This is a genomic window from Kitasatospora sp. NPDC002965 (genome assembly GCF_040611255.1).
Classification (GTDB): Bacteria; Actinomycetota; Actinomycetes; order Streptomycetales; family Streptomycetaceae; genus Kitasatospora.
Genome location: NZ_JBEXNT010000080.1, coordinates 21,286 through 43,881, shown reverse-complemented (window position 1 = coordinate 43,881; position 22,596 = coordinate 21,286). Strand labels below are relative to the sequence as shown.

At 71.7% G+C, this 22,596-nt stretch carries 13 protein-coding genes and 1 pseudogene; 9 read left to right on the top strand and 5 right to left on the bottom strand.

Going from position 1 to position 22,596, the window contains the following annotated elements:
- Window positions 1–95 precede the first annotated feature (95 nt).
- Both phnA and ABZY91_RS26855 read right to left on the bottom strand, forming a co-directional pair.
- Window positions 96–1,238, bottom strand: coding sequence for a phosphonoacetate hydrolase (phnA, locus tag ABZY91_RS26860; protein ID WP_355405587.1), 1,143 nt, complete (start codon window positions 1,236–1,238; stop codon window positions 96–98).
- 246 nt (window positions 1,239–1,484) lie between these two features.
- On the bottom strand, window positions 1,485–2,381 hold the full coding sequence (locus ABZY91_RS26855; RefSeq protein WP_355405586.1) for an ROK family protein: 897 nt from the start codon (window positions 2,379–2,381) through the stop codon (window positions 1,485–1,487).
- Window positions 2,382–3,328: 947 nt separating this feature from the next.
- Between ABZY91_RS26855 and ABZY91_RS26850 the strand changes: the two genes are divergently transcribed.
- From ABZY91_RS26850 to ABZY91_RS26835, 4 genes are all read left to right on the top strand, one after another.
- Window positions 3,329–5,587: an alkaline phosphatase D family protein gene (locus tag ABZY91_RS26850; RefSeq protein ID WP_355405585.1), complete on the top strand. Its 2,259-nt coding sequence runs from the start codon at window positions 3,329–3,331 to the stop codon at window positions 5,585–5,587.
- A 535-nt stretch (window positions 5,588–6,122) separates the two neighbouring features.
- Complete coding sequence (locus tag ABZY91_RS26845; RefSeq protein ID WP_355405584.1) at window positions 6,123–8,375, top strand: alkaline phosphatase D family protein; 2,253 nt, start codon at window positions 6,123–6,125, stop codon at window positions 8,373–8,375.
- Window positions 8,376–8,463: 88 nt separating this feature from the next.
- Window positions 8,464–8,784 (top strand): Sec-independent protein translocase subunit TatA, encoded by a 321-nt coding sequence (tatA, locus tag ABZY91_RS26840; RefSeq protein ID WP_355405583.1) that lies wholly within the window; start codon window positions 8,464–8,466, stop codon window positions 8,782–8,784.
- A 193-nt stretch (window positions 8,785–8,977) separates the two neighbouring features.
- Entirely contained in the window at window positions 8,978–11,836 is a 2,859-nt protein-coding gene (locus ABZY91_RS26835; RefSeq protein ID WP_355405582.1) for an AAA family ATPase, read from the top strand.
- Between the two features lie 117 nt (window positions 11,837–11,953).
- Here ABZY91_RS26835 and ABZY91_RS26830 read toward each other — a convergent pair whose 3' ends face one another.
- Complete coding sequence (locus ABZY91_RS26830; protein WP_355405581.1) at window positions 11,954–13,432, bottom strand: TIGR00366 family protein; 1,479 nt, start codon at window positions 13,430–13,432, stop codon at window positions 11,954–11,956.
- Window positions 13,433–13,738: 306 nt separating this feature from the next.
- On the opposite strand from ABZY91_RS26830, the pseudogene ABZY91_RS26825 reads away from it, so the two are divergent.
- The 3 genes and pseudogenes from ABZY91_RS26825 to ABZY91_RS26815 form a co-directional block, all read left to right on the top strand.
- Window positions 13,739–14,293, top strand: a pseudogene (locus ABZY91_RS26825) (hypothetical protein); the annotation flags it as partial.
- Between the two features lie 170 nt (window positions 14,294–14,463).
- Window positions 14,464–14,880, top strand: a complete 417-nt coding sequence (locus ABZY91_RS26820) for a 2Fe-2S iron-sulfur cluster-binding protein (RefSeq protein ID WP_355405580.1) — start codon at window positions 14,464–14,466, stop codon at window positions 14,878–14,880.
- A 19-nt stretch (window positions 14,881–14,899) separates the two neighbouring features.
- Window positions 14,900–15,355, top strand: coding sequence for an Lrp/AsnC family transcriptional regulator (locus ABZY91_RS26815; protein ID WP_355405579.1), 456 nt, complete (start codon window positions 14,900–14,902; stop codon window positions 15,353–15,355).
- Window positions 15,356–15,369: 14 nt separating this feature from the next.
- Here the strand turns inward: ABZY91_RS26815 and ABZY91_RS26810 are convergent, their stop codons facing one another.
- Window positions 15,370–16,671, bottom strand: coding sequence for a glycosyltransferase 87 family protein (locus tag ABZY91_RS26810; RefSeq protein WP_355405578.1), 1,302 nt, complete (start codon window positions 16,669–16,671; stop codon window positions 15,370–15,372).
- 195 nt (window positions 16,672–16,866) lie between these two features.
- Entirely contained in the window at window positions 16,867–18,096 is a 1,230-nt protein-coding gene (locus tag ABZY91_RS26805) for a heparin lyase I family protein (RefSeq protein ID WP_355405577.1), read from the bottom strand.
- A gap of 547 nt (window positions 18,097–18,643) precedes the next feature.
- Between ABZY91_RS26805 and ABZY91_RS26800 the strand changes: the two genes are divergently transcribed.
- Window positions 18,644–19,699 carry a substrate-binding domain-containing protein gene (locus ABZY91_RS26800; RefSeq protein WP_355405576.1) on the top strand — a complete coding sequence of 352 codons (1,056 nt, stop codon included), beginning with the start codon at window positions 18,644–18,646 and terminating at the stop codon, window positions 19,697–19,699.
- Between the two features lie 153 nt (window positions 19,700–19,852).
- Window positions 19,853–22,507, top strand: coding sequence for an RICIN domain-containing protein (locus tag ABZY91_RS26795; RefSeq protein WP_355405575.1), 2,655 nt, complete (start codon window positions 19,853–19,855; stop codon window positions 22,505–22,507).
- The last annotated feature ends 89 nt before the right edge of the window (window positions 22,508–22,596 follow it).

The window sequence follows — 22,596 nt, the reverse complement described above, 5'->3', positions numbered from 1 at the left end:
GCTCGCGCTGCGCACCCGGGTGACGGTGACCCGGGCCGCCCGGAGCGTCTCGGCGGCCCGGGCGGCCAGGCCGGGGGCGGTGGTGCCGTTGAGGATCAGGCGGGGAAGCGGCCGAGGGCGGTGCCGGCCTCGGCGAGGACCACGATGTCGCCGATGCGGTCGGCGGGCTGCGCGAAGCGCTCGGCCGCCTCCTCGCGGCCGTGCACCTCCTGGATGCCCCCGATGGCGCGCAGGGCGTCGATCGTGGCGTCGCGGTCCGCGCCCTCGGGGAGGTACACGCTCGCGAAGGAACCGAGCGCGCCGTGGTGCACCGTGTACGGGTCCGTGATGGGCAGGATGACCCGCAGACCCTCGGCCTCGGCGTCCGCGGGGACACCGAGGATGCGTCGGACCTCCTCCTCGACGAAGACGACCTGGGCGCGGCCCTGGTCGTCGGTCTTGGCGCTCATGCCGTGGTCGGCGGTGAGCACGACGGTCGCACCGAGTTCGGCCAGCCGACCCGCGTAGTGGTCGATCTTCTCGTAGAGGTCGTTGGCGGCCTCGGTACCCGGCGCGTTCTTGTGCTGGATGTAGTCCGTCAGCGACAGGTACATCAGGTCGGCGCCGCGGGTTTCGAGAATCTTCACGCCGGCAGCGAGCGCGAATTCGCTGAGGTCGGCCGAGTATACGGTCGGGAGCGGCTTTCCGACCAGGTCGAGAACGTCACCGATTCCGTTCTCCTCGACGGTGGCCAGATCGGCCTTCTCGGCGGAGAAGCAGATGCCCCGGCGCGAGGGGGGGACGAACTCGCCGGACCCGTCGAGCGAGGGGCCCTCCTCGACGAGACCGGCGCCGAGCAGCCGGCGCAGCTTGTCCTTCGCGGTGACCACGACGACGTCCAGGCCGGCCTCGTTCGCCGCCGCCAGGAGGGTGGGCGCGCGCAGGAACCGCTTGTCGTTCATCAGGACTTCTTCACCGAGTCCGGTGTCGAAGATGTAGTTCCCGCTGATGCCGTGTACGGCCGGCGGCCGGCCGGTGGCGATGGACACGTTGTTGGGGTTGGTGAGGGCGGGCATCGCGCAGTGGGCCGGCCACGAGGTCCCCTCGTCTTCGAGGACCTTGCTCAGCCAGGGCATCCGACCGGCCGCCATCGCCTCGATGTGGTAGTCCGGCTCGCTGCCGTCGATGCAGATGACGACGACCGGGTTTACGGGCCTGGCGTACGTCCTGCCGTTGACGGTGAAATTCCCGGTGGTCACGGGGGCTCCTTAGCTTGTCGTTTACATGGCGCGTATCTGTTGGTAACGCAAGGGTGGTGGCCTGACGGATCGGGAGGAACCCCCGATCCGGTTATCCGGGTCATAAGCGCGGACCGCTGCTTTACGGCAGCTTGAGGCGGCCTTTGAGAACTCTTTGGCAACGATCCGGTGAAGGCACGGATCAGCCCGGTGCGCGGTGCGCGGTGCCCGGTGTGGGAACGGGGCGGGGGAGGGAGGGGAGCGCCGTCAGTGGCTCCCGGCCAGCTCCTGGGCCAACATGGCGGCCCCCAGACAGGCCGCCCTGCCGCCCACCCGGCCCACGACCACCTCGGGGCGCGGCCCACGCCGGTGGCTCCTCCGCAGGGTGGAGCCGATCTCCTGCCGCAGGGCCGTGTCCGCCGCCGGCAGCGGTCCGCCGACGACCACCCGCTCCACCTCGGCGGCGAGGATCATCTCGGTGAGCGCCCTGCTGTCCGCGCTCCGCAGTGTCACCGTCCGGTCGTCCGGCGAGTCCTCGCCCGGGGCGAAGGCCGCCGACCCCGCGGACCGTCCTCCGCGCAGCACCGAGGCCAGGACCGGGTCACCCGATGCCACGAACACGAACGCGTCGTACCCGCGGCCGGCTCCGAGCCTCCCCTCGGCGACGGCACCGGCGTGCCCCGCGTGCCCGAGGGCGACGGGCACGTCGAGGTGCTCCTCCAGCCAGCAGCGCAGCGGCGTGCCCGTCCAGCCCAGTCGGGGTACCGTGGCGACGCCCGAGGTCCGGTCGACGGATCCGCCGACCACGAGGCCGGCCGCCACCACCGGCATTCCCCGGCGGAAGGCCAGCGCGGCGAGGTCGCTCGCGCAGCCGAGCAGGGTGTCGAGCACGGCGTCCGGGCCCCGGTTCGGCCTGGTGTACCAGCGCTCGGACTCCCGTACCCGGCCGTCGCCGGTCATCACGGTCCCGTTGATGTAGCGCGCGCCGACGTCCAGGGCGACGACACTCGTCCCGGCGGCGGGACGCCGTCGTGCGGTCTCCTGTCCCGGTGCGCGGGGAAGGGCGCCGAGCTGTTCGGCGGGTGTGCCCCGCACCGTGGCGGTGGCGCGGTCACGGTCTGGTACGGGGCGGACGTGTTCGGGGTGTGGACGGGTGACGGTCATGGCGGCCCTGCCTCCGGGTGGTCCTGAGGGTGGTGTGCAGTGCCGCCGCCGCGCGGGCGGAGCGCACCTGCGTCCCGTCCCGACGAGAGCGGCGGCCCGGGCCCGGGGCGACGGCATCGCGCTACGCCCCCGCCCCGGGAGCGCGGGATCCGATGGTTGGTGAGGGGGAGGGCTGTGGCAAGGCCCGAAATGGTGATGGGGTGGATAGCGGAATCGTATGGGGGCGCTCCGTGCCCGGTGTCGGCGTGAGAAGTCCGGATCGTGTCCCACGGATTTCCGCGCGGTAACACCCTGGCCGGATCGACCGGGATGATGCCTGACACCCGGTCGGGAATGTCGGCACGGGAGGTCTCGGGACGTTCAGGAGGCTCCGGGTCCGCCGGAGGTCGCCGGTCGGCCGGAGCGCGGCGCCGGCCCCAATTCCTCTGAACGCGGCGACACTTCACCCCGTCCGTTCGGTCCCTGGGCGATCGCGGTGGCCGGCGACCGGTGGATCCCCGCCCCTCGACGACCCGTCGCGGATTCCCGGGGAACACCCCGGCCGTCGGGAGGAATCGATCCGGACCGGACCGAGGGGCCGGAGCGGTGACCCGCCGCTCGCGCCCTTCCCCGGGATCTTGAAGAGAGTCCCCGTCCCCGATTCCGCGGACGGATATCCGGGGCGTGAGTATTGACAGCGCGGTTTCTCTGGCGCTGTAGTTCGACTCAGTCGCCCCGCCCGGTTTCGCCGGTTCTTGCCTCAACGGCACCGGCCCCCCGAGCGGCTGCAGACCCTCGTCCGGCAGACCCGTGACGCCCCCACCCCGGCGCCGACGGCCGCCCCGCGCGACACGCACCGTCGACCCCACCGATCGGGTCTCCCGTACCCACCCCACCCCGCTCGACCACGCCCTTGCCGGGGCCGTGGTTCGACGGCACCGGTTGACACACCCCCTCAGGAGAAGACCATGGACGACTCTTCCCGCACCCCCTCCGAGATCAGCCGCCGGAGGGTCGTACAGCTGCTGGGCGCCGGCGCGGTGATGGCCACCGCCGGTACCACCATGACCGGCGCCACCGCGGAGGCGCACGCCGGCCCCTGGTCGGGGCTGGTGGCGGCGGTCCTGGACGAACCTGATGCGGAGACCAACGCCCGCGGGCTGAAGACGCTGCTGGAGAACGCCGGTTTCGCCGTGATCACCCTGAACCCGAACCAGGGGGTGCGCTACCAGGCCGCGCCGTCCACGCAGCTCCCGGCGGTCGCGGCGGCCGCGGCGACCGCGAGCGGTGTGCAGGAGGTGGCCCTGGTCGTTTTCGGCAGCTTCGCCGGCACCCTGTCCTCGTACTCCACCTTCGAGACGGGTCAGCGTGCGTCGCTGCAGGCCTTCGTCAAGGCCGGCGGAGTGGTCCTCGACCTCGCCCAGCCCGACCGGCCCGGTGTCGGCGTTCCCTACCTGCCGGTCTTCGACTACCAGTACGACGCGGTCCCGATGCACGCGGTGCGCACCGACTACGACTCGAACACGATCTACCCGGTGGACACCAACCACCCGCTGGTGAAGCCTCTGGTGGTGTCCACGGCAGCGGCCACCAGTGGCCAGGTGCTCACCGGCCGGCGGACCCGGCGCAGCGACGGGGGATACGAGAAGAAGCTGTGGACCAGTTGGGAGTCGCTGGGGGCCTGGGCCGAGATGCGCGTGCTCCTGTCCTGTGTGCCGGGAACGACGGGCTTCCCGGCGGCCCTGGTGGAGGGCAGGCACGAGAAGGGCAGGTATCTGGTCTCCAGCCTCACCATCGACAAGTGCTACGCGGCGGACGGCACCACGCCGGTCGAGTCCGCCGCCGCCATCGAGGACAGTCACACCTTCTTCAACGCCCTGACGGGGTACGTGCAGAAGGTGCGGGCTTCGAGCGCGCCCGGCGTGTCCACCACCCCGTCGCCCAAGGCCGGTCCGCTCGTCGGCGACGTGAGTGAGACCACGGCCCGGATCTGGGCACGGCCGGGTGTGAACCGGGCGGCCTACCCGATCTGGAGGTGCCAGGTGAGCGGCGGGGCCGTGAACCAACCCGCCGACCGGACCATCTTGGCCGACAACGACGAGACCGTCCTGTTCGACGTGACGGGCCTGACGCCGGACACGGACTACACCTTCACCATCACCTGTACGACGCCCGACGCCCCTTCCGTCCCGCTGACCGGGAAGTTCAGGACCGCACCGGTGGCGTCCGCGGCCACCAAGTTCACCCTGGGCGTGGGCTCCTGCGCACACAGCATCTCGAACCCCGTGTGGAAGCAGATCTTGGACAGCCAGTGTGAGGGCTTCGTCATGCTCGGCGACACCCCGTACGCCGACCGGGGGCTCAACTTCAAGGGCGGCACTCCCCCCACGGACACCGAGGTCCTGACCAAGGCGCGCAGGACCCACCGGGAGTTCCTGGCCGCGCCCGGAATCGACCACCTGGTCAGGTCGATGCCGGTCTGGGGGACGTGGGACGACCACGACTACGGCGCCAACGGCTCCGACGGCACCTTCGTGAAGAAGGACCTGTTCCGCCAGGTGTTCGTCGACTACCGCGCCAACGCCTCCTTCGGCCACGCCACCAACGGGACCCAGGCGGTGACCGGCCGGGGTCCCGGTGAGGGCATCTACACGTCCTTCCGGCGCGGCCCGGTCGAGGTGTTCCTCATCGACCCGCGGTGGTTCTCCAACTCGGGTTCGAACCCGCGGGTCTGCATGGGGAGCGTCCAGAAGGACTGGCTGTTCGGGAAGCTGAAGGCGAGCACCGCCAAGTTCAAGGTCCTCGCTTCGGGAATGACCTGGTACGACAAGGCCGGCCCCGAGAGCGACGACTGGTTCACCTACCAGGCCGAGCGGGCCGAGTTGTTCAAGCACATCAGGGACAACAACATCAAGGGCTGCGTCCTGCTCAGCGGGGACATCCACGTCTCCCGCACCCTGAAGAACCACGGGGACCCGAACGTCGGTTATGACCTGTGGGAGTTCGTCGTCAGCCCGCTGCACGACAAGACGGCCGCCGACGTGCACCACGTGGGCACCCCTCCTGTCGGTCTCGTGGACAAGGTCGCCGAGCCCCGTACCTTCCTCAAGCTGGAGGCCGACACCAGCACCGCCACGCAGGCGAAGCTGACCGCCACCTGGATCAACGCAGCCGGTAAGACGGTCATCGGCCCCCTCGTACTCACCGCAGCCCAACTCGGCTACTGAGCGCCGTACCTGAGGTGCGGGCCGACGGGCCCCGCCGGCCCGCACCTCGGGTACGACGGCAGCACCGCGACACGCCCCTCCCGGGAGCCCTGGTCCGATGCTCGGCGAAAGCGCGAGTCCCGGGAAGGCCCGAATTCCTGATGGGGCGGATAACGAAATCGTATGGCCGGAACCGGGCTTGTTCCGTCAGGTCCCGGCCGTACGAGGCGAATATGCCTCACCCGATTCCGCGAACGGATATCCGGTGCACGACTATTGACAGCGCTGTTGCGCTGCCGATGTAGTTCCAGGTATTCACCCCACCCCGATTCGCCGATGACGGCCCCCTTCTCCACCGGCCCGTCGAAGCTGCTGCAGAGCCGCATCCGGCTGACCTGAGACACCCCCGTCCGGGTGCGGGCAACGCCCATACGTGTCACGCGCAACCCACCCCCGCCGACCGGGCTGCGCGCACCCACCCCACCCCCGTTCGACCACGCCCGCTTGCGGGCCGTGGTTCGACGGCATCGGTCGACACCCTCACACAGGAGAAGTCATGGACGACTCTTCCCCCACCCTGTCCGACAGCGTTCGCGCCGAGATCAGCCGCCGCAGGGCGGTGCAACTGCTGGGCGTCGGCGCGGCGGCGGTCGCCGCCGGCGGCGCCATGACGGGCACCGCCGCGGCGGCGGTGGCCCCGCTCCCCTCGTCGGGGCTGCGTGCGGCGGTGCTGGAGTACGCGGACCGGTGGACGAACGCCGTCGGGCTCCGAACGCTGTTGGAGCACGCCGGTTTCACCGTGATCGATCTCGACCTGACCAAGGCACCGGACGCCCAGGCCCAGGCCGTGGACCTGATCGCCTTCGGCAGTTTCACCAACGACAGCACCAACAACACCAACCCCTACGGCACCTACGTGAAGGCACACACCGACTCGCTGCGGAGATTCGTCCGGGCCGGCGGGGTGGTGCTCGACCTCGCCAAGTCCGACGAGCCCGGCGTCGGTGTCCCCTACCTGCCGATCTGGAAGTGGGACTACAACTCGACCGCGATGTTCGCGGTGCGCACCGACGCCGACTTCAACACGGTCTACCGGGTGGCCACCGCCCACCCGCTGGTCTCCGTCCTGCCGGCGGACGCCTCCGGCCAGGTGTTCGCCGGCCGCTCCGTCACCGCCAGCTGGGAGTCGCTCGGCGCCTGGAAGGAGATGCGGGTGCTCCTGGCCTGCGTCTCGGGGACGTCGGGCTACCCGGCGGCCCTGTTGGAGGGCAAGGACAAGATCGTCGCTGCGGACGGCAAGTCCTCCGTGGACGGCAAGGGCAGATACCTGGTCTCCAGCCTCACCATCGACAAGTGCTACAACACGGCAGGCGCGCCGACCCAGAGCGAGGCCGCCATCGACGACAGCCGCAGGTTCTTCAACGCCCTGACCGGGTACGTGAAGTCGGCGAAGGCCGGCAGCGCGCCCAGTCTGACGGTCACGCCGTCGCTCCAGGCGGGCCCGCTCGTCGGCCACGTGAGCGAGACCACCGCCCGGCTCTGGGCACGGCCGGGCGTGGACCCGGGGACCTACCCGACCTGGAAGTGCGAGGTGAAGGCCGGCGGGGTCGTGGTGAAGACCGTCACCGCGAGCGTCTCGACCGACAACGACAACACCCTCCTGATGGACGTGTCGGGTCTGCAGGCGAACACGGAGTACACCTTCGACATCACGTCCGCGACGGCCGCCGCCCCGGCTGTCCCGATGAAGGGTTCGTTCAGGACCGCACCGGCGGCGGGCGTGGCTGCGAAGGTCTCGCTGGGTGTGGGCTCCTGCGCGCACAACGTGCCGAACCACCTGTGGAAGCAGGTCATGACCGAGGGCTGTGAGGGCTTCGTCATGCTCGGTGACACCCCCTACGCCGACATGGGCCTCTCCGGCGCCTCCAGTGAGCTGGACAGGGTGCGCAGACACCACCGGGACTTCCTGGCCGTACCCGAGATCGCGAGAATGGTCTCGTCGATGCCGATCTGGGGGACGTGGGACGACCACGACTTCGCCGGAAACGACACCGACGGCCGATCGACGCTGAAGACCATGTACCGCAAGGCGTTCGTCGACTACCGCGCCAACGCGAACTTCGGCCACGTCACCGGGGGTACCGGCCTCCTGACCGGCCGGGGCCCCGGTGAGGGCATCTACACGTCGTTCCGGCGCGGCCCGATCGAGGTGTTCCTCATCGACCCGCGGTGGTTCTCCAACACCTCCACCGGGGTCTGCATGGGGACCGTCCAGTCGAAGTGGCTGAAGGATGCCCTGAAGGCGAGCACGGCCACCTTCAAAGTCCTCGCCTCGGGGATGGTCTGGTACGACAAGATCACCGACGAAAAGGACGACTGGAACACCTACAAGGACGAGAAGCTCCAGCTCCTCGACTTCATCAAGACCGAGAGGATCTCCGGCTGCGTCATGCTCAGCGGTGACATCCACGTCTCCCGTGTAGTGAAGAACTTCGACGCGACTCCGGCCGACCCGAAGCCGGCCGGCTACGACATGTGGGAGTACGTCGTCAGCCCCGTCCACGACTGGACCATCGGTTCCACGTTCGACGTCACCACCTCCGCCAGCACCGGGCTCCCGCCGGGGACGCGGTGGACGGCGCACCCGGCGGACCCGGTGAAGTGGAGCAAGGACGCGCCGTACACCTTCCTCAAGCTGACGGCCGACACCACCGTGACCCCGGCGACGCTCACCGCCAAGTGGATCAACCGGGACGGTCTGGTGCTGAACACGCAGACGTGCACCATCACCGACCTCACCCGCCCCTGACACCCCGGTCGGCGCGGGGCCGCGGGGCGACCGCCGCCCCGCGCCGACCACCCGGCCCCTCCGGATCGACACTCAAGGAGAGACGCCCATGCTCCGCAACGGCCTGGAACCCTGGCACCTCATCGTCGTGCTCGCCGTGATCGTGCTGCTCTTCGGCTCGAAGAAGCTCCCCGAGGCCGCGCGCGGGCTCGGCAAGTCCCTGCGCATCCTGAAGGCCGAGACCAGGGCCCTGCACGAGGACACCCCGCCCGACCCCGCACCGGACACCCCCGCAGACATCTCCCACGCCGCCCCCACGGCCCGCACCGCCCCGGAAACCACCGCCCCGGCCATCCCCCCGCCCGGAGCCGACGCGCCTGCCGGCGGCCGCACCACACCCAGCACCTCCCACCCGCACACCCCCTCCTGACCGGATCCCCACCCGGGCGCGGTCCCTCGGCCGGGCCCGGCCTCGACGCCCGGCCGCCGGTACACCCGCGGATCGGGCGTCCCCCGTACGGACGCGCCCCCGCTCCGCCGACCTGCGCCGGGATGGCTACCGTGGACGCAGAGACCGAGATCCTTCCCGCCAGGGAAGGCCGCGGGCAGGACGGGAGCCGGTTGTGGACGACCTCGGTGACGGCATGGCCTTCCTCGGCGTGCACGGCGTCGCGTTCGCGGGCCGGGAGGGCGAGCTGCGGGCGCTGCTCTCCACGGTGTCCGGGGCGCGTCCGGCGGTGGTGCTGGTGGAGGGGGAGGCGGGGATCGGCAAGTCGCGGCTGGTCGCGGAGGCGTCGGCGGTGCTGCGCGCGCAGGGTCTGCGGGTGCTGGCGGGCGGGTGTCATCCGTTGCGGGAGCCGCTGGCGTACGGCCCGGTGATCGACGCGCTGCGCCGCATCGGGCCGTGGCTGCCGCCGGCCGGGCGGCTGGGTGCCTCGGCGGGCGTGCTGGCGCCGCTGCTGCCGGACCTCGCCGGCGCGCTGCCCGCGCCGCCGCCCGACCTGCCGCCGGAGGTCTCGGTGTCCGGAGCCGGACGGTTCTGGGTGGTCTCGGCGGTGCGGACGGTGCTGGAGGCGGTGGCGCCGGCGGTGCTGGTGGTGGAGGACGTGCACTGGGCGGACGAGGCGACCCGGGAACTGCTGCTGTTGCTGGCCCGGGACATGCCGGGCGACGTCGCGCTGGTGCTCACCTACCGGGGCGAGGAGCTGCCGGGCGGGCGGCCGGTGCTGGGGGTGCCGTTCCGGCGTCCGCCGGGCACGGGCGGGGCCGAGATCCGGCTCGGCCCGCTGGGCGGGACGGAACTGCGGGCGATGGCGCGGGAGGTGCTGGGCGGCGATCCGGCACCGGCCCTGGTGCGGACCCTGCTGGAACGCAGTGGGGGCCTGCCACTGGTGATCGAGGAGGACCTGATCACCCTCGCACGGTCACCGGACGGCGCGGACACGGCCGTCCTGCGGGTGCCCCGGAGCCTCGGCGAGGTGCTGGCGGACCGGACCGGACGGCTGGGCCCCGACGCGGCGGCCCTGGTCGACGCCGCGGCCGTGCTGTCCGTCCCGGCGGGGACCGGGCTGCTCGCCGAAGCGGCGGGGCTGGACGAGGAGCGGGGCGACGCGGCACTCGTGGAGGCGCTCGACGCCGCGGTGCTGCGGCAGGTCGGTCCGGACACCTACGGATTCGCGCACGTCCTGGCTCAGGAGGCGGTCTACGCCGCCCTCCCGGGGCCGGTGCGCAACCGGACCCATCGGCGGGTCCTGGAGGTGCTGCTGGCCCAGGACCCGCCGCCGCTGGTGCAGATCGCCCACCACACCCGTGCGCTGGGGGACCGGAAGGCCTGGCTGCCCCGTGCCCGGGCCGCCGCCGACCAGGCCACCGCGGTCGGTGACACGGGTACCGCCGCCACGCTGCTGAACGAGATCATCGACCAGCCCGACCTCACCCCGCGGGAGCTCGCGCATGCCGCCTGGGCCCTGTCCTACACGGCCTCGGTCGGTACCGAGGCCGCCACCACGGTCAGGATCCTGCGCAGGATCCTGACCGTGGCCGGTCTGCCCGAGGAGGTGCGCGGCCGGATCAGGACGAGCCTCGGCGGGCTGCTGATCTACCAGGTCGGAGACCTGGCGGGCGAGCAGGAGATCGTCACCGCCCTGGCGGAGGTGGGTGACGGCACCCCGGTCACCTCGGCCCGGATCCTGAGCTACCTGGGCCTGTCGCAGACCGGCCGTTTCACGCTCGCCGAGCAGCGGGACCTCGTCCGGCGCGGCTACGACCTGCTGGCCGGAGCCGAGAGCCGCAACGCCCGGCCGATCATGGACGTCGCCGGCATCTTCCTGCGGGGCGTGGTGGCGGACCCGGCCCTTCCGGAGGTCCTCGCGGCGCTGCCCCGCGACGGCGAGGTGCCCGTGCTCCAGGCCACGGCCTTCAGCGTCTGCAGCATCGCCGAGACCTGGCTCTGCGTCGGGCACGACACGCGGTCCGCAGGCGCCGTCGAGGAGCTGCGGGCCATGGCACCGCGCACCCACCTGCCCATGCTGGACCCCTACCTGGACACCTTCCGGGTCGTGCTCGACTGGCAGTCCGGGCACTGGGACGAGGCCGAGCGGGGACTGGCGGCCCTCCACGAGCGTCACCCGGACAACCCCCTGCGGTCCGGCGGGTTGCTGGCGGCGGTGCGGGGTCTCACCGCCGCCGCCCGGGGTCTGACCGCGCAGGCGGCCGCGGTGTTCGACGCCGCGCTCACGCGGGGACTGCACCTGGACCTGTTCGGCGCCGCCGCAGGCCGGGCCAGGCTCCACCTCGCCCGCAGCGACCCGCGGGCCGCCTGGCGGACCCTGACCGACCCGCTCGACTTCCTGACCTTCCTCGACCGCAAGGAGGCCTGGGGCTACGCCTGGGACCTCGTCCCCACCGCCGTCGAAACCCTCCTCGCCCTCGACCGCGCCGACGAGGCCCGTGACCTGACCGAACGCCACGCCACCGCCGCCGCAGGCCGCGACGCGCCCGGCGCCGACGCCGAACAGCACCACTGCCGCGGCCTGTTGCTGGCCGCCACCGACCCCGACGCCGCGATGACGGCCTTCGACCTCGCGGCCGCACAGTGGAGCGACATCGGCCGCCCCTACCGGGCCGCCCTCGCCGCCGAACGCGCCGCCCGCACCCGCACCGACCTCGGCGAGACGGAGACCCGCCTCGCCGGGCCGATCGCCGCCTTCGAGCGCCTCGGCGCCACCTCCGACGCGGCCCGCTGCCACCGAGGGCTTCGCGAACTCGGCCGGCAGACCCCCAACCCGCGCGGCCGGGCCGGCTACGGCGACCGGCTCTCCCCCCGGGAGGAGCAGATCCGCGACCTCCTCAGCACCGGCGCCACCAACAAGGACATCGCCGCCGCCCTGTTCCTCTCCACCCGCACCGTCGAGAACCACGTCGCCCGGGTCCTCGCCAAGCTCCGCACCACCCGCGCCGACCTCACCGACGGGCAGGTCTGAGCCGACCACCCGGCCGACGGCCCCGTACGGGGCCCGCGCGTTCCTTGAGCGGGACGCGCGGGCCGTCGTGAGGGCCGTCGGCGTACCGGTCGGTCACCGGTACGCCCGTGCAGGGGCTCAGGGGAAGGGGAGCGTGCGGGCGAAGACGGTGACCAGCACCAGCACGGCCGGGAAGAGGGCGAGGAACATGGCGAACGTGTACCCCATGATGTCGCGCGCCTTCAGCCCCAGGACGGCGAGCGTGGGCAGCATCCAGAACGGTTGCAGCAGGTTGGCACTGGCCTCGCCGAGGTCGTACACGACGACCATCCAGCCCTGGTTGACCTGGAGCTGGTTGGCCGCCTCCAGGACGTAGGGGGCCTCGATCACCCACTTGCTGCCACCGCTGGGCACGAACACCCCGAGGACGCAGCTGTAGACCGCGATCATGGCCGGGTAGAAGAACTCGTTCGACACCGACACCAGCCAGCCGGCGATGGTCTTGTGCAGGCCGGTGTAGGCGATCATCCCGAAGATGCCGCCGTACAGCGGGAACTGGAGCAGGATGCCGGAGACCGCGGGCGTGCCGTCCTTGACGGCGCGGGCGAGGTTCGCCGGCCGCCAGTGCAGGACGAGCGCCAGCAGGATGAGGATCAGGTTGATGGTGTTCAGGTCGAGCGCGTTGAGCGGGCTGCCACCGGAGTTCGCGAAGCGCCGGACGAGGTACCAGGCCCCGAGCGCGAACAGCAGGACGGTGAAGACCGGGCTGTACTCGATCCACTCGCCCGGTCTGGTCCGCCGGCTGTCGTGGCGCTGGTGGTCGAGGCCGGGGCCCAGGTCGATGCCGAGCTGCTCCGCGGTCTTCGCGCGTTCCGGTGAGGGGGCCAGGAACCAGGCCATGCCGACGCCGATGACGAAGATGACCGCCGTGGCCACGACGCCCTGCCACAGGAAGATGGTCTCGGTGAGGGGGATCAGCCCGCTGCCCCGGCCCTCGGCGATGACCTTCTGCACGGCCGCCGGGCTCGACGCGGCGCTGGCCACCTGCAACGCGGCCGACCCGGACAGTCCCTGGGCCCACACCGTGCCGAGGCCCAGGAAGGCCATCGCGCCGAGTGCGCGGTAGTCCACGCCGGGGACCCGGCGGGCGACCTCCTTGGCGAGGATCGCGGTGAAGATCAGGCTGAACGCCCAGTTCGCGTACGAGGTGAGCATGGCGACGGCGGCGGTGAACGCGACGGCGCCGCGCGGGGTCCGGGGCAGGGCCGCCATCCGCGCGATCAGGCGCCCGACCGGCGGGGAGGCCGCCACCGCGTAGCCGGCGATCACGATCATGGCCATCTGCAGGGTGAAGGTGATGAGGGACCAGAATCCCTGCCCCCAGGCGTCGACCAGGCCGTACCCGCTCGTCGCCCCGGGTTTGTCCGGCACACCGAGGAGGTCCTCCCCGGACACCAGCCCGAGGGCGAAGATCAGGAACGTCCCCACCAGGACGAAGCCCAGCGCGTCGGGCAGCCATTTCTCGGTGAAGGCCGTGAAGCGGAGTGCAAGCCGGGCGAGCCAGTTCTCGCCGCTTCCCGTCGTCGGACCGGGAGGCTTGGGCGCGGTCGTCGTCATCGGATCCTCGCTATCACTCCCCGGATAGGTGGCACCCGTGCCGGGCCGGTGCGGGGAGTGCGGCCGATCCTGCGTCGCCGCGGCTTCCGGGGTCAATGGTGACGAGGGTCACACCCGACCCGGGTCAGGTGTGGACGGTCGACATACCTGCGGTCGGCCGTGGCCGACGGGACGCACCTCGGCACCCGTGCAGCGGAGGCGGCGTCGACGGCGCGATCGTCCAGGCCGACCTGCCCGTTCGGAACAGCTGATGATCAACGGCCGGCACCGCGACGCGATCGGCCTGACGGCGGTCACGCTGGCGCCATGACGACACCGACTCCCGGAGCCGGGTCGACGGAGTCTGCTCCGGTCGGCGCGGCCATCACCGTCCAAGCCCTCGACCGTGACCCCTTCCCCATGCCCGTCCCGGTGTTCACGGAGTGGGTGTACGCGATCGCCGCCGGATCGGCCACCTACGAGCGCGACCCCGCCAGGCAGCGCCGGGCGGACGAGGCGAGCACCGCCGTCGACGACGTGCTACGCGCCACCCTGCGGCAGCGGCAGCGGCCGGCGCCGGGCACCCTGCTGGCCGGCCTGGCAGCCGGCGGTGCCGGCTTCGAGGAGATCGCGGCGACGACCAAGCTGCTGATCATCGGCGGCATGCAGGAACCCCGCGACCTCTTCGGGCACGCCCTCATCGCCTACCTGACGGATCCCGAGGTCCGCCGGGAGGTCGACCGCGACAGGACCGCGATCGTCCGCCTGATCGAGGAGGCCCTGCGGCTCGGTGCCCCTATGGGCACGGTCACACGCCGGGTGACCAGGCCCACCCGCGTCGCGGGACGGCTCCTGCCGGAGGGGCCGCTCGTCCTCGCCGTCCTCGCCTCCGCGAACCGGGACCCCGAGCGGTGGGACGAGCCGGACGAGTTCCGGCTGTGGCGCGAGCACAACCAGCACGTCGACCTCACCTTCGACCACGCGGGGGACACCTTCCGCCGCTCCTACTCGCTGTGCGGCGACCCGGCCGCCCGGCACACCTGGCAGCGCGGGTGCGCGCCCTCCCGGCCGGCGGGCAGGTCTACGCCTGCGGACCGGCGGGGATGCTGGACGAGCTCGCCGCCCTGGTGGCCGGGCAGCCGACCCTCACCCTCCGGGTGGAACGGTTCGGCGCACCGAGCCGGCCCGGCGCCGCCGACGGTCGGGAGTTCCGCGTCCGGCTGGCCCGGACGGGGAAGGAGATCACGGTCGGCGCGGACCGGACACTGCTCCACGCGCTGGAGGACGCGGGGATCGTGGTCCCGTCCACCTGCCGCGAGGGCATCTGCGGATCGTGCGAGACTGCGGTCCTCGCCGGTGCGGTGGACCACCGCGACCACCTGCTGTCCGACGAGGAGAAGGAACGGGGCGACGTGATGCTCGTGTGCGTGTCTCGAAGCAGAGGCACCCGGCTGACCCTCGACCTCTGAGCCCGGCCGAGGAGCCCCCATGGACCTGGACGACATCGATCTGGCGCTGCTGCGCGCGCTGAACGAGGACGGCCGGCTGCCCGCCGCCGAGCTCGCCGCGCGGGCGAACGTCTCCCGCGGCACGGTGTACGCGCGCCTGGAACGGTTGCGGCGGGCCGGGGTGATCCGGAACTTCTCGATCGACGTCGACCACCACAAGCTCGGTCTGCACGTGACGGCGCTCGTCCTCGTCTCGGCCGGCCAGTTCCGCTGGCGCGAGATGAGCAGAGAGCTGGCCGGGCTGCCGGAGGTCCAGTACGCGGGGTACCTCACGGGGGGCTTCGACATCGTGCTCCTGGTGCGGGTCCGCGACACGGAGACGCTGCGCGCCTTCGTCTTCGAGAAGCTGCAGGGCATCCAGGGAGTGCGGTCCACCCAGACGCTGACCGTGGTCGAGGAGGTGGTGGACCGGCCCGGCGTCCTCCCCCCCGAGTGACGCCCCGTCGGCCGCTACCGCGCCAACTCCGCCTGCCGTGGCTCCGGGATGCGCGGGGCAGCCGGTCGGGAGCCTCCCGGCACGGCGGACCGGACGGCGGCCGGCGCCGGAACTCCGCGCAACTCCCGGGCCGTGGACCGGAGTACGGCGATCAGGGCGAGCAGCATCAGCATGCCGTGGGCCGGCATCGACAGGTAGGGCGCCACGGCGGGGGCGATGAACGTGAGGTAGCTGCCGAGGGACGACGCCTGCACCAGGATCGGGAGGTACCAGAGCCGGTGGGGGCGGTGGAACGCGACGATCACGCTGAGCACGTCGGCGACGTAGAAATAGCGCTCGTGCATGGACGGCAGCAGGAACGGCACCGCGATCGCGGAGGTGGTGGCCAGCAGCAGGACCGTGGTGGGTGTGAGCAGCGGTCGTCCGTCCCGCTCCACCGCGCCGCCGGCCCGCCGGACGGACCGCACCGCCAGCCCGACCAGGACCAGGACCGTCGCCCCCGCGATCAGGACCCCGACGCTCCGTACGGCGCCCTCCGCGGTCTGCGGCACGGAGACGAACTGGTAGACGGACGGCGCGTTGAGCGTGAGCTGCGTGTACGTGCCCGTCTGCCGGGTGTACACCGTCAGCAGCTTCCACGGGTCGGCGCCGAGCAGGAGTGCGGGGACGTCGAGCGCCAGGTAGACCGCCGGAACGGCCAGCAGACTCGGCCAGGGGATCCGCTTCACCAGGACGAGTACCAGCAGCAGGGGGAAGAGGAAGACCGCCTGGAGCTTGAACGCCAGCGCGATCCCGAAGAACGCGCAGGCCCACCAGGGCCGGTCCCGGAGCAGGTGGTACAGGCCGCCGACCAGGAAGGTCGTGAAGATCGCATCGGCCTGGCCCCACCAGCCGCTGTTGACGACGACGGTGGGGAGGAGGAGAACGACCACCGCCGCTCCGAGGGCGGGCCGGAGCCGCCGGGGCCGGCGCAGGGCGACGATGCGGAACGCGTACGACGCCAGCGCCAGGTCGAACAGGATCGAGGCCCACTTGATGCCCGCCAGCGCCGGCACCGGCAGGTAGGTGAGCGCGGCCATGACGTAGAGGTACGGGGCGTTGTAGTCGGAGAACTCCATGTCGCTGAGGGCGGCGAACCCGCCGTTCTCCGCGATGTACCGGTACCAGGGGCCGAGGAAGTAGAAGTAGTCCGACGACTCGCCGTCCAGCAGGAGGATCCTGCACAGGAGCGCGGCCCCCACCGCCGTTGTCGCGGCGAGGGTGAGGACCGTCGGGTCGGTCGCGCGACGGCGCGGCTCGGCGGTTGAGTCGGACATCGGACTCCGTTCGGATCGGCGCGGTGCTCTGTACGGCGTGTGCGGGAAGGGGGAGGGCACGTCGCGAGTCCGGCCGCTGCCCCACCCGGACCGCGGGGTGAGGGCGCAGCGGACCGGGGCCGGGTCCGTACGACCCGGCCCGTCGCGTCCGTCGGCCCGCCCCGCCCCGTCACGAGGTCGGTCGGCGGGCAGGTCTCACGCCTTTCGGTGAGTCCTGCGGGCGGCGGTCCTCGTGCGGAGGCGGTAGGCGAGGAGGAGGCCGGCGACGAGCAGCGCCCCACCGGTGGCCAGGACGAGCGGTGTGCGGTCGGAGGGGCCGGTCTCCGCCAGGGGGCGCCCGTCGTTGTCCGTGTCCGTGTCCGTCTCCGCCGGGATGTCCTCCACGGGCCCGGGCGTGGATCCGGGCGTGGGTCCGGGCACCGCCGGTCCGGATGCCGTGGCCGGGGCGGAAGGCTGTGCCGACGGCGGCTCCTGCGCCGAGGCCGATGCGGAGGGCCGGGCGGTCGGCGGCGACGTCGCGGGCTTCGGGGATGCGGTGGAGGCCGGCGCGGTGGCGGACGGTGCTGCGGCGGACGGCGTGCCGGGGGCGGACGGTGCGGTGGGGGACGCTGCGCCGGGGGCCGTCGGTGCGGGGGAGGACGGCGTGGCCGTCGGCCTACCGGGGACCGGAAGGCCCGGGGTGATGGAGACGTCGTCGTAGTAGACGACCACCGGCGGCGTCCCGCCGCTCACGTTCCCCTTCGAGGCCTTCCAATTCGGCCGGTACAGCCCGATCTTGTGATACGGGGCGGTGTCCTGGTGGTAGCTGTTGGGTCCGAGGTGGGATCCCACCTGGGCGCCGTCGAGCCGGGCGGCGATGGAACCGGGCGTGGTCGCGGTGGACCAGGTGATGTCGAAGGCCCACTGGTTCCAGCGTCCGAGCCGGACGGGACCGAGGTCGTACCTGACCTCGTTCACCGGCTCGGAGCCCGCCTTCCAGTGGACGAGCATGAGCCACCGGTCCGCCCTGACCGCGAGGACGATCGCCGGGATGGTGTCCGTTCCGCCGTGCCATTGGGACACGATGGTCTGGGCCTCGTAGGAGATCCATTCCTGCGGCAGGTAGTTGGAGAAGGTGTAGCGGTAGCTGCCGTACGGCAGGCGGCTGGTGGCTATCTCGGAGCGGTAGGACCTGCCGTCGTCGGGCAGGGTGAACCGGGCGGCCCTGCCGGCGTGGCCACCGGGGGCCGCCACGACGTCCACCGCGCCCTCGCCGTCGATGCCCTTGCGGGGCCACACCGTGGTGCTGCCGGACTCGAAGCCGTCGCTGAAGGGGACGGTGGTGGATGCTGCGGTCGCGGTGGAGCCGGCGGACGCGGCTCCCACCGCCAGCACGGCCGCCAGGATCGCACCGACCCGACGGCTGTGGCTGTGACGCTGGAACATGAACCATCCAGGAGCAGAGGCGCGACGGCGACCTTGCGAGGTCGCGGTCCACGGTGAGGAACTGAGCGGAAGCGCCGGCTCTCCTGCGCGTGCTTGCTTCGGTGAGAGCCGGTTGCCAGTACATGAGCGCCGCGTTGCTTCCCCGTCCCGGTCCGACACCGGTTCGTTATCAAAGCCTCCTGCGCCCCGCTGCCCGGCCGGCACCCCGGCAAGGGGCATTGAGTATGCAAACGCCTTGACAGGGGGATGCCGCAGCCACAGGATCGGCGTGCACGGCATCGGGCACGGGGCGGAAACCGCACCGCCGTACTCCGGCGCATTCTCCCGGAACCCCGGACCTCGCAAAGCGCCGTGGAGGCACCCTCATCGGGGCAGGACCTTGCCGGCCGAAGCCTCGATCAAACCCTTCGGCATCCGCGCGGCCGCACCGACGGCTGGTCGTGGAGGTGGCCGGGTCACCGGCACGTCGACCGGCCCGCGCCGGTGTCATGCACCACCCTCGCACCGCCCCTTCCCGCGCAGAGTCGCGCGTCCCCCTGGAGCGTTCATGTCCACGAGCCCGCACCGTCGTACGGTGCCCGCCGCCACCTGTCTCCTGCTCACACTCGCCCTGAGCACCGCGTGTTCCACCGGCCAGAAGTCGTCCTCCTCCGGGGCGGGTGCCCCGGTCGCTCCGGTGAGCGGCAAGATCTCGATGACCTACCTGCAGAAGCAGGGCGATCAGGAGTACTTCGTCGGAGAGGCGGCCGGGGCGAAGGCCAGGGCCGCCGAGCTCGGCGTCGACCTCAAGGTGGTCAACCTCGGCAACGACGCGAACAAGACCGTCAGTGAAGTCCGTTCCGCCATCGCGCAGAAGACGAACGGTCTGATCGTCGTCGTCCCGGATCCGGCCGTGGGCCCCCAGGTCGTGCAGGCGGCCAGGGACGCCAAGGTCGCGCTGCTGACCTCCGACGACCAGATCTGCGCCACCGGTCCCGACCCGGCGGGCTGCCCGCCGGGGGACATGGTGCCCCGGATCGGCTTCAGCGGCGAGCAGATGGGCACCGAGGTCGGCAAGCGCGCCGCCGAGGAGTTCGGCAGGTCGAAGTGGAACCCGGCCGAGACCCGGAGCATCTCCGCCTGGAAGCAGGACGTCACCGTCTGCACCGCCCGGGTCAAATCCGCCAAGGCCGCCTTCCTGAACGGCGGCGGTACCGGGGTGCAGAACATCGACGTCGCCACCGACAACACCCCCACGGGCGCCCAGGACAGGATCGCCGCCGTCGTCACCGCCAACCCGAGCGTGAAGCACTGGGTGGTCTGGGGCTGCAACGACGAGAACGTCCAGGGCGGCGTCACCGCCCTGGAGAACGCCGGCCTCAAGGCCGACAACGTGATCGGCGTGGGCCTGGGCGCCTACCTCGCCTGCAAGAACTGGGGCTCCGGCAAGCCGTCGGGCATGCGGGCCGCCCTGTTCATCAACGGCAAGGACGTCGGGGCACTGGCTGTCCAGACCCTGTACGACAGGCTGAAGAGCGGCAAGGAGATGCCCGCCGAGGCGTTCGCCCCCACCACCATGGTCGACGCGGCCACCTTCAAGGCCGCCGGCGTCACCTGCAACTGACGTTCCACAAGCCGCAACTGACGTGCCATCACCCCCAACGGCGTCGGCCTGCCCGCCACCTCGGGCGCCGGCCGGCCGAGGTGCGGCCCCGGCCGGCCGCCCGGAAACCTCGCTGCCCGGGAACACGCACCTCCCACCACCCAGGAGATCCGCATGCAACGTTCCATCCTGCCGTGGGGTCCTACGGCTTCGCAGGACCCCTCGTCCGCCAGGCCCGGACCGCGGCACGGTCGGTCGGCGCTGCTGTCCGCGGCGGCCGTCGTCGTCGCCCTCGCCCTCGCTGCGCCCCTGCCGGCGCAGGCGGCCCAGCCCGCTGAGACGGTCGTCGACGTGACGGCGTTCGGCGCCGACCGGACCGGCGCGCGGGACAGTGCCGCAGCGGTGAAGGCGGCCCTTCGGCAGGCCGGGACCGTGCAGGGACCGGTGCGGGTGCTGTTCCCCCGCGGCACCTACCAGATCTACCCGGAGCAGGCCGAGACCCGGGAGCTGTACCTCTCCAACACCGTCGGCGCCGACCAGACGTACCGGGACAAGCGCATCGGCATCCTCGTGGAGGACATGCGCGACGTCACGATCGACGGCGGCGGCTCCCACCTGCAGTTCCACGGCCGGATGACCGCCTTCGCCGCCATCCGCTCCCAGAACGTCGCGGTGCGCAACTTCAGCTTCGACGTCACCGCCCCCAAGGTCGTCGACGCCACCGTCAGCGAGACGGGCGTCGCCGACGGCCGCGCCTACCGGGTGCTGAACATCCCGCCCACCAACGGCTTCACCGTGGCGAACAACCAGGTCACCTGGCGCGGTGAGACGAGCCCCGCGACCGGACAGCCCTACTGGTCCGGCGTCAACGGCATGAGGTACACCCAACTCCACAACCCGGCGACCAAGAGCACCTGGCGCGGCTCCAACCCCCTGTTCACCAACGTGGCGTCGATGGCGCCCCTGGCCGGCAACAAGCTGCGCATCGACTACACGAGTGCCGCTCCTCCGACCGACCGGGGTCTGGTCTACCAGATGCGGGAGGACACCCGCGACACCGCGTCCGCGTTCTTCTGGGAGTCCAAGGACGTCACCGTGCAGGGGCTGAAGGCCCGCTACCTGCACGGCTTCGGCTTCCTCGGGCAGATGAGCGAGAACATCACCATCGACGGCAACGACTTCCGCACCGACCCCGCCACCGGGCGCAGCACGGCCGGGTTCGCGGACTTCGTCCAGATGTCCGGCATCAAGGGCGCGGTGAACATCAGGAACAACGTGTTCGACGGTGCGCACGACGACGCGATCAACATCCACGGCACCTACGTCGAGGTCACCGGCCGGTCCGCGGACGGCAGGACGCTCACCCTCGAATACAAGCACCACCAGACGGCCGGGTTCCCGCAGTTCTACCCCGGCGACAGCGCGGAGGTGGTGGACAAGCGGACGATGGCGGCCGTCCCCGGCGCCACCGCCCGGGTCGTGTCGGTCGACGGCCCCACCGGCCGGGACCACAACAAGCCGCTGACCACCATGAAGGTCACCTTCGACCAGGTCATCCCCGCCTCCGTCACCCCCGGGAACTTCGTGGTGGAGAACACCACCTACACCCCCACCGTCGACATCAGCGGAAACACCGTCGTCAACATCCCCACCCGCGGCATCCTGGTCACCACCCGCAAGCCCATCGTCATCAGGAACAACACGTTCGACGGCACCGGGATGGCCGGCATCTTCATCTCCTCCGACGCCAAGGAGTGGTACGAGTCCGGCCCCGTCCAGGACGTCCTCATCAGCAAGAACACCTTCCTGCGCCCGGCGGGCCCGGCGATCCTGATCGAGCCCACCAACCAGGTCCAGGACGCCGGCAACCCGGTGAGCCGCAACATCCGCATCCAGGACAACGACTTCAGGATCGGCGACGTCCGCCTCCTCGACGCCAAGAGTGTCGGCGGCATCACCTTCGAACGCAACGACGTCCGCCGCCTCGACCGCAACACGGCGTTCGCGGCCGAGACGACCATGACGTGCCTGGCGCCGGGCACCACCGGCACCGTTCGCACGGTCGCCGGCGCGGCACCCTACACGACCCCGCTGTTCAAGTACCGCGCCTCCTCCGGCGCCCTCGTCAAGGACAACGACTTCGACAACGGGCTGAACCTGCGCGCCGAGCTGAACGCCACCGACGCCGCCCAGGTCACCACCGACGAAGTCACCACCAACGGCACCAACAGGATCCTGCCCCTGCTGCCGACCCTCACCTACACCAGCAGCAACCCCGCCGTCGCCACCGTCGACTCCTCCGGAACGGTGACCGCCAGGGCCAACGGCACCGCCGTCATCACCCCCGTCACCACCAGTCAACTCGGCGACACCACCGGCAAGCCCGTCACGGTCCAGGTCGGCTGCGCGGTGCCGACGACCTACCGCACGATGACCGTCGCCGGGACCGGTGACGTCGTCGACGTGAGCGGGAGCAGCCTCGTCGACCACGCCCCGATCATCCGCCGACCGAACGCCGACGCCCCGAACCAGCGCTTCGAGTTCCGGCCGCTCGCGGACGGCTACGTGCGCATCGTCAACCAGAACAGCGGCAGGGACCTGGCCGTGCTGAACGCGTCCCGGGCTGCCGGAGCCAAGATCATCCAGCACGCCTACGCACCCGGCGCCGACACCAACGACGAATGGCGGCCGGAAGACGCCGGCAACGGCCGCGTGCGCGTCGTCAACCGCCTCAGCGGCCTCTACCTCACCGCCGGCGCCACCCAGGGCAGCCAGTTCGAGCAGCGACCCTACGACGGGAGCGGCCTCCAGACCTTCGTCCTCGGCTGACGTTCCGTCGATCGACGTGCGGCAGCCCCCCGAAGCCCGGTGGCGTGCCCCCGTCTTTCCGTCGAGCCGGTGGTCACGCCCCTCGTGTG

What these genes read in the sequence shown, in the direction of transcription:
- ABZY91_RS26855 (WP_355405586.1), bottom strand. Translation starts at nt 2,381, where the DNA reads ATGACCGTCACCCGTCCACACCCCGAACACGTCCGCCCCGTACCAGAC.
- ABZY91_RS26850 (WP_355405585.1), top strand. Translation starts at nt 3,329, where the DNA reads ATGGACGACTCTTCCCGCACCCCCTCCGAGATCAGCCGCCGGAGGGTC.
- ABZY91_RS26845 (WP_355405584.1), top strand. Translation starts at nt 6,123, where the DNA reads ATGGACGACTCTTCCCCCACCCTGTCCGACAGCGTTCGCGCCGAGATC.
- tatA (WP_355405583.1), top strand. Translation starts at nt 8,464, where the DNA reads ATGCTCCGCAACGGCCTGGAACCCTGGCACCTCATCGTCGTGCTCGCC.
- ABZY91_RS26830 (WP_355405581.1), bottom strand. Translation starts at nt 13,432, where the DNA reads ATGACGACGACCGCGCCCAAGCCTCCCGGTCCGACGACGGGAAGCGGC.
- ABZY91_RS26815 (WP_355405579.1), top strand. Translation starts at nt 14,900, where the DNA reads ATGGACCTGGACGACATCGATCTGGCGCTGCTGCGCGCGCTGAACGAG.
- ABZY91_RS26810 (WP_355405578.1), bottom strand. Translation starts at nt 16,671, where the DNA reads ATGTCCGACTCAACCGCCGAGCCGCGCCGTCGCGCGACCGACCCGACG.
- ABZY91_RS26805 (WP_355405577.1), bottom strand. Translation starts at nt 18,096, where the DNA reads ATGTTCCAGCGTCACAGCCACAGCCGTCGGGTCGGTGCGATCCTGGCG.
- ABZY91_RS26800 (WP_355405576.1), top strand. Translation starts at nt 18,644, where the DNA reads ATGTCCACGAGCCCGCACCGTCGTACGGTGCCCGCCGCCACCTGTCTC.
- ABZY91_RS26795 (WP_355405575.1), top strand. Translation starts at nt 19,853, where the DNA reads ATGCAACGTTCCATCCTGCCGTGGGGTCCTACGGCTTCGCAGGACCCC.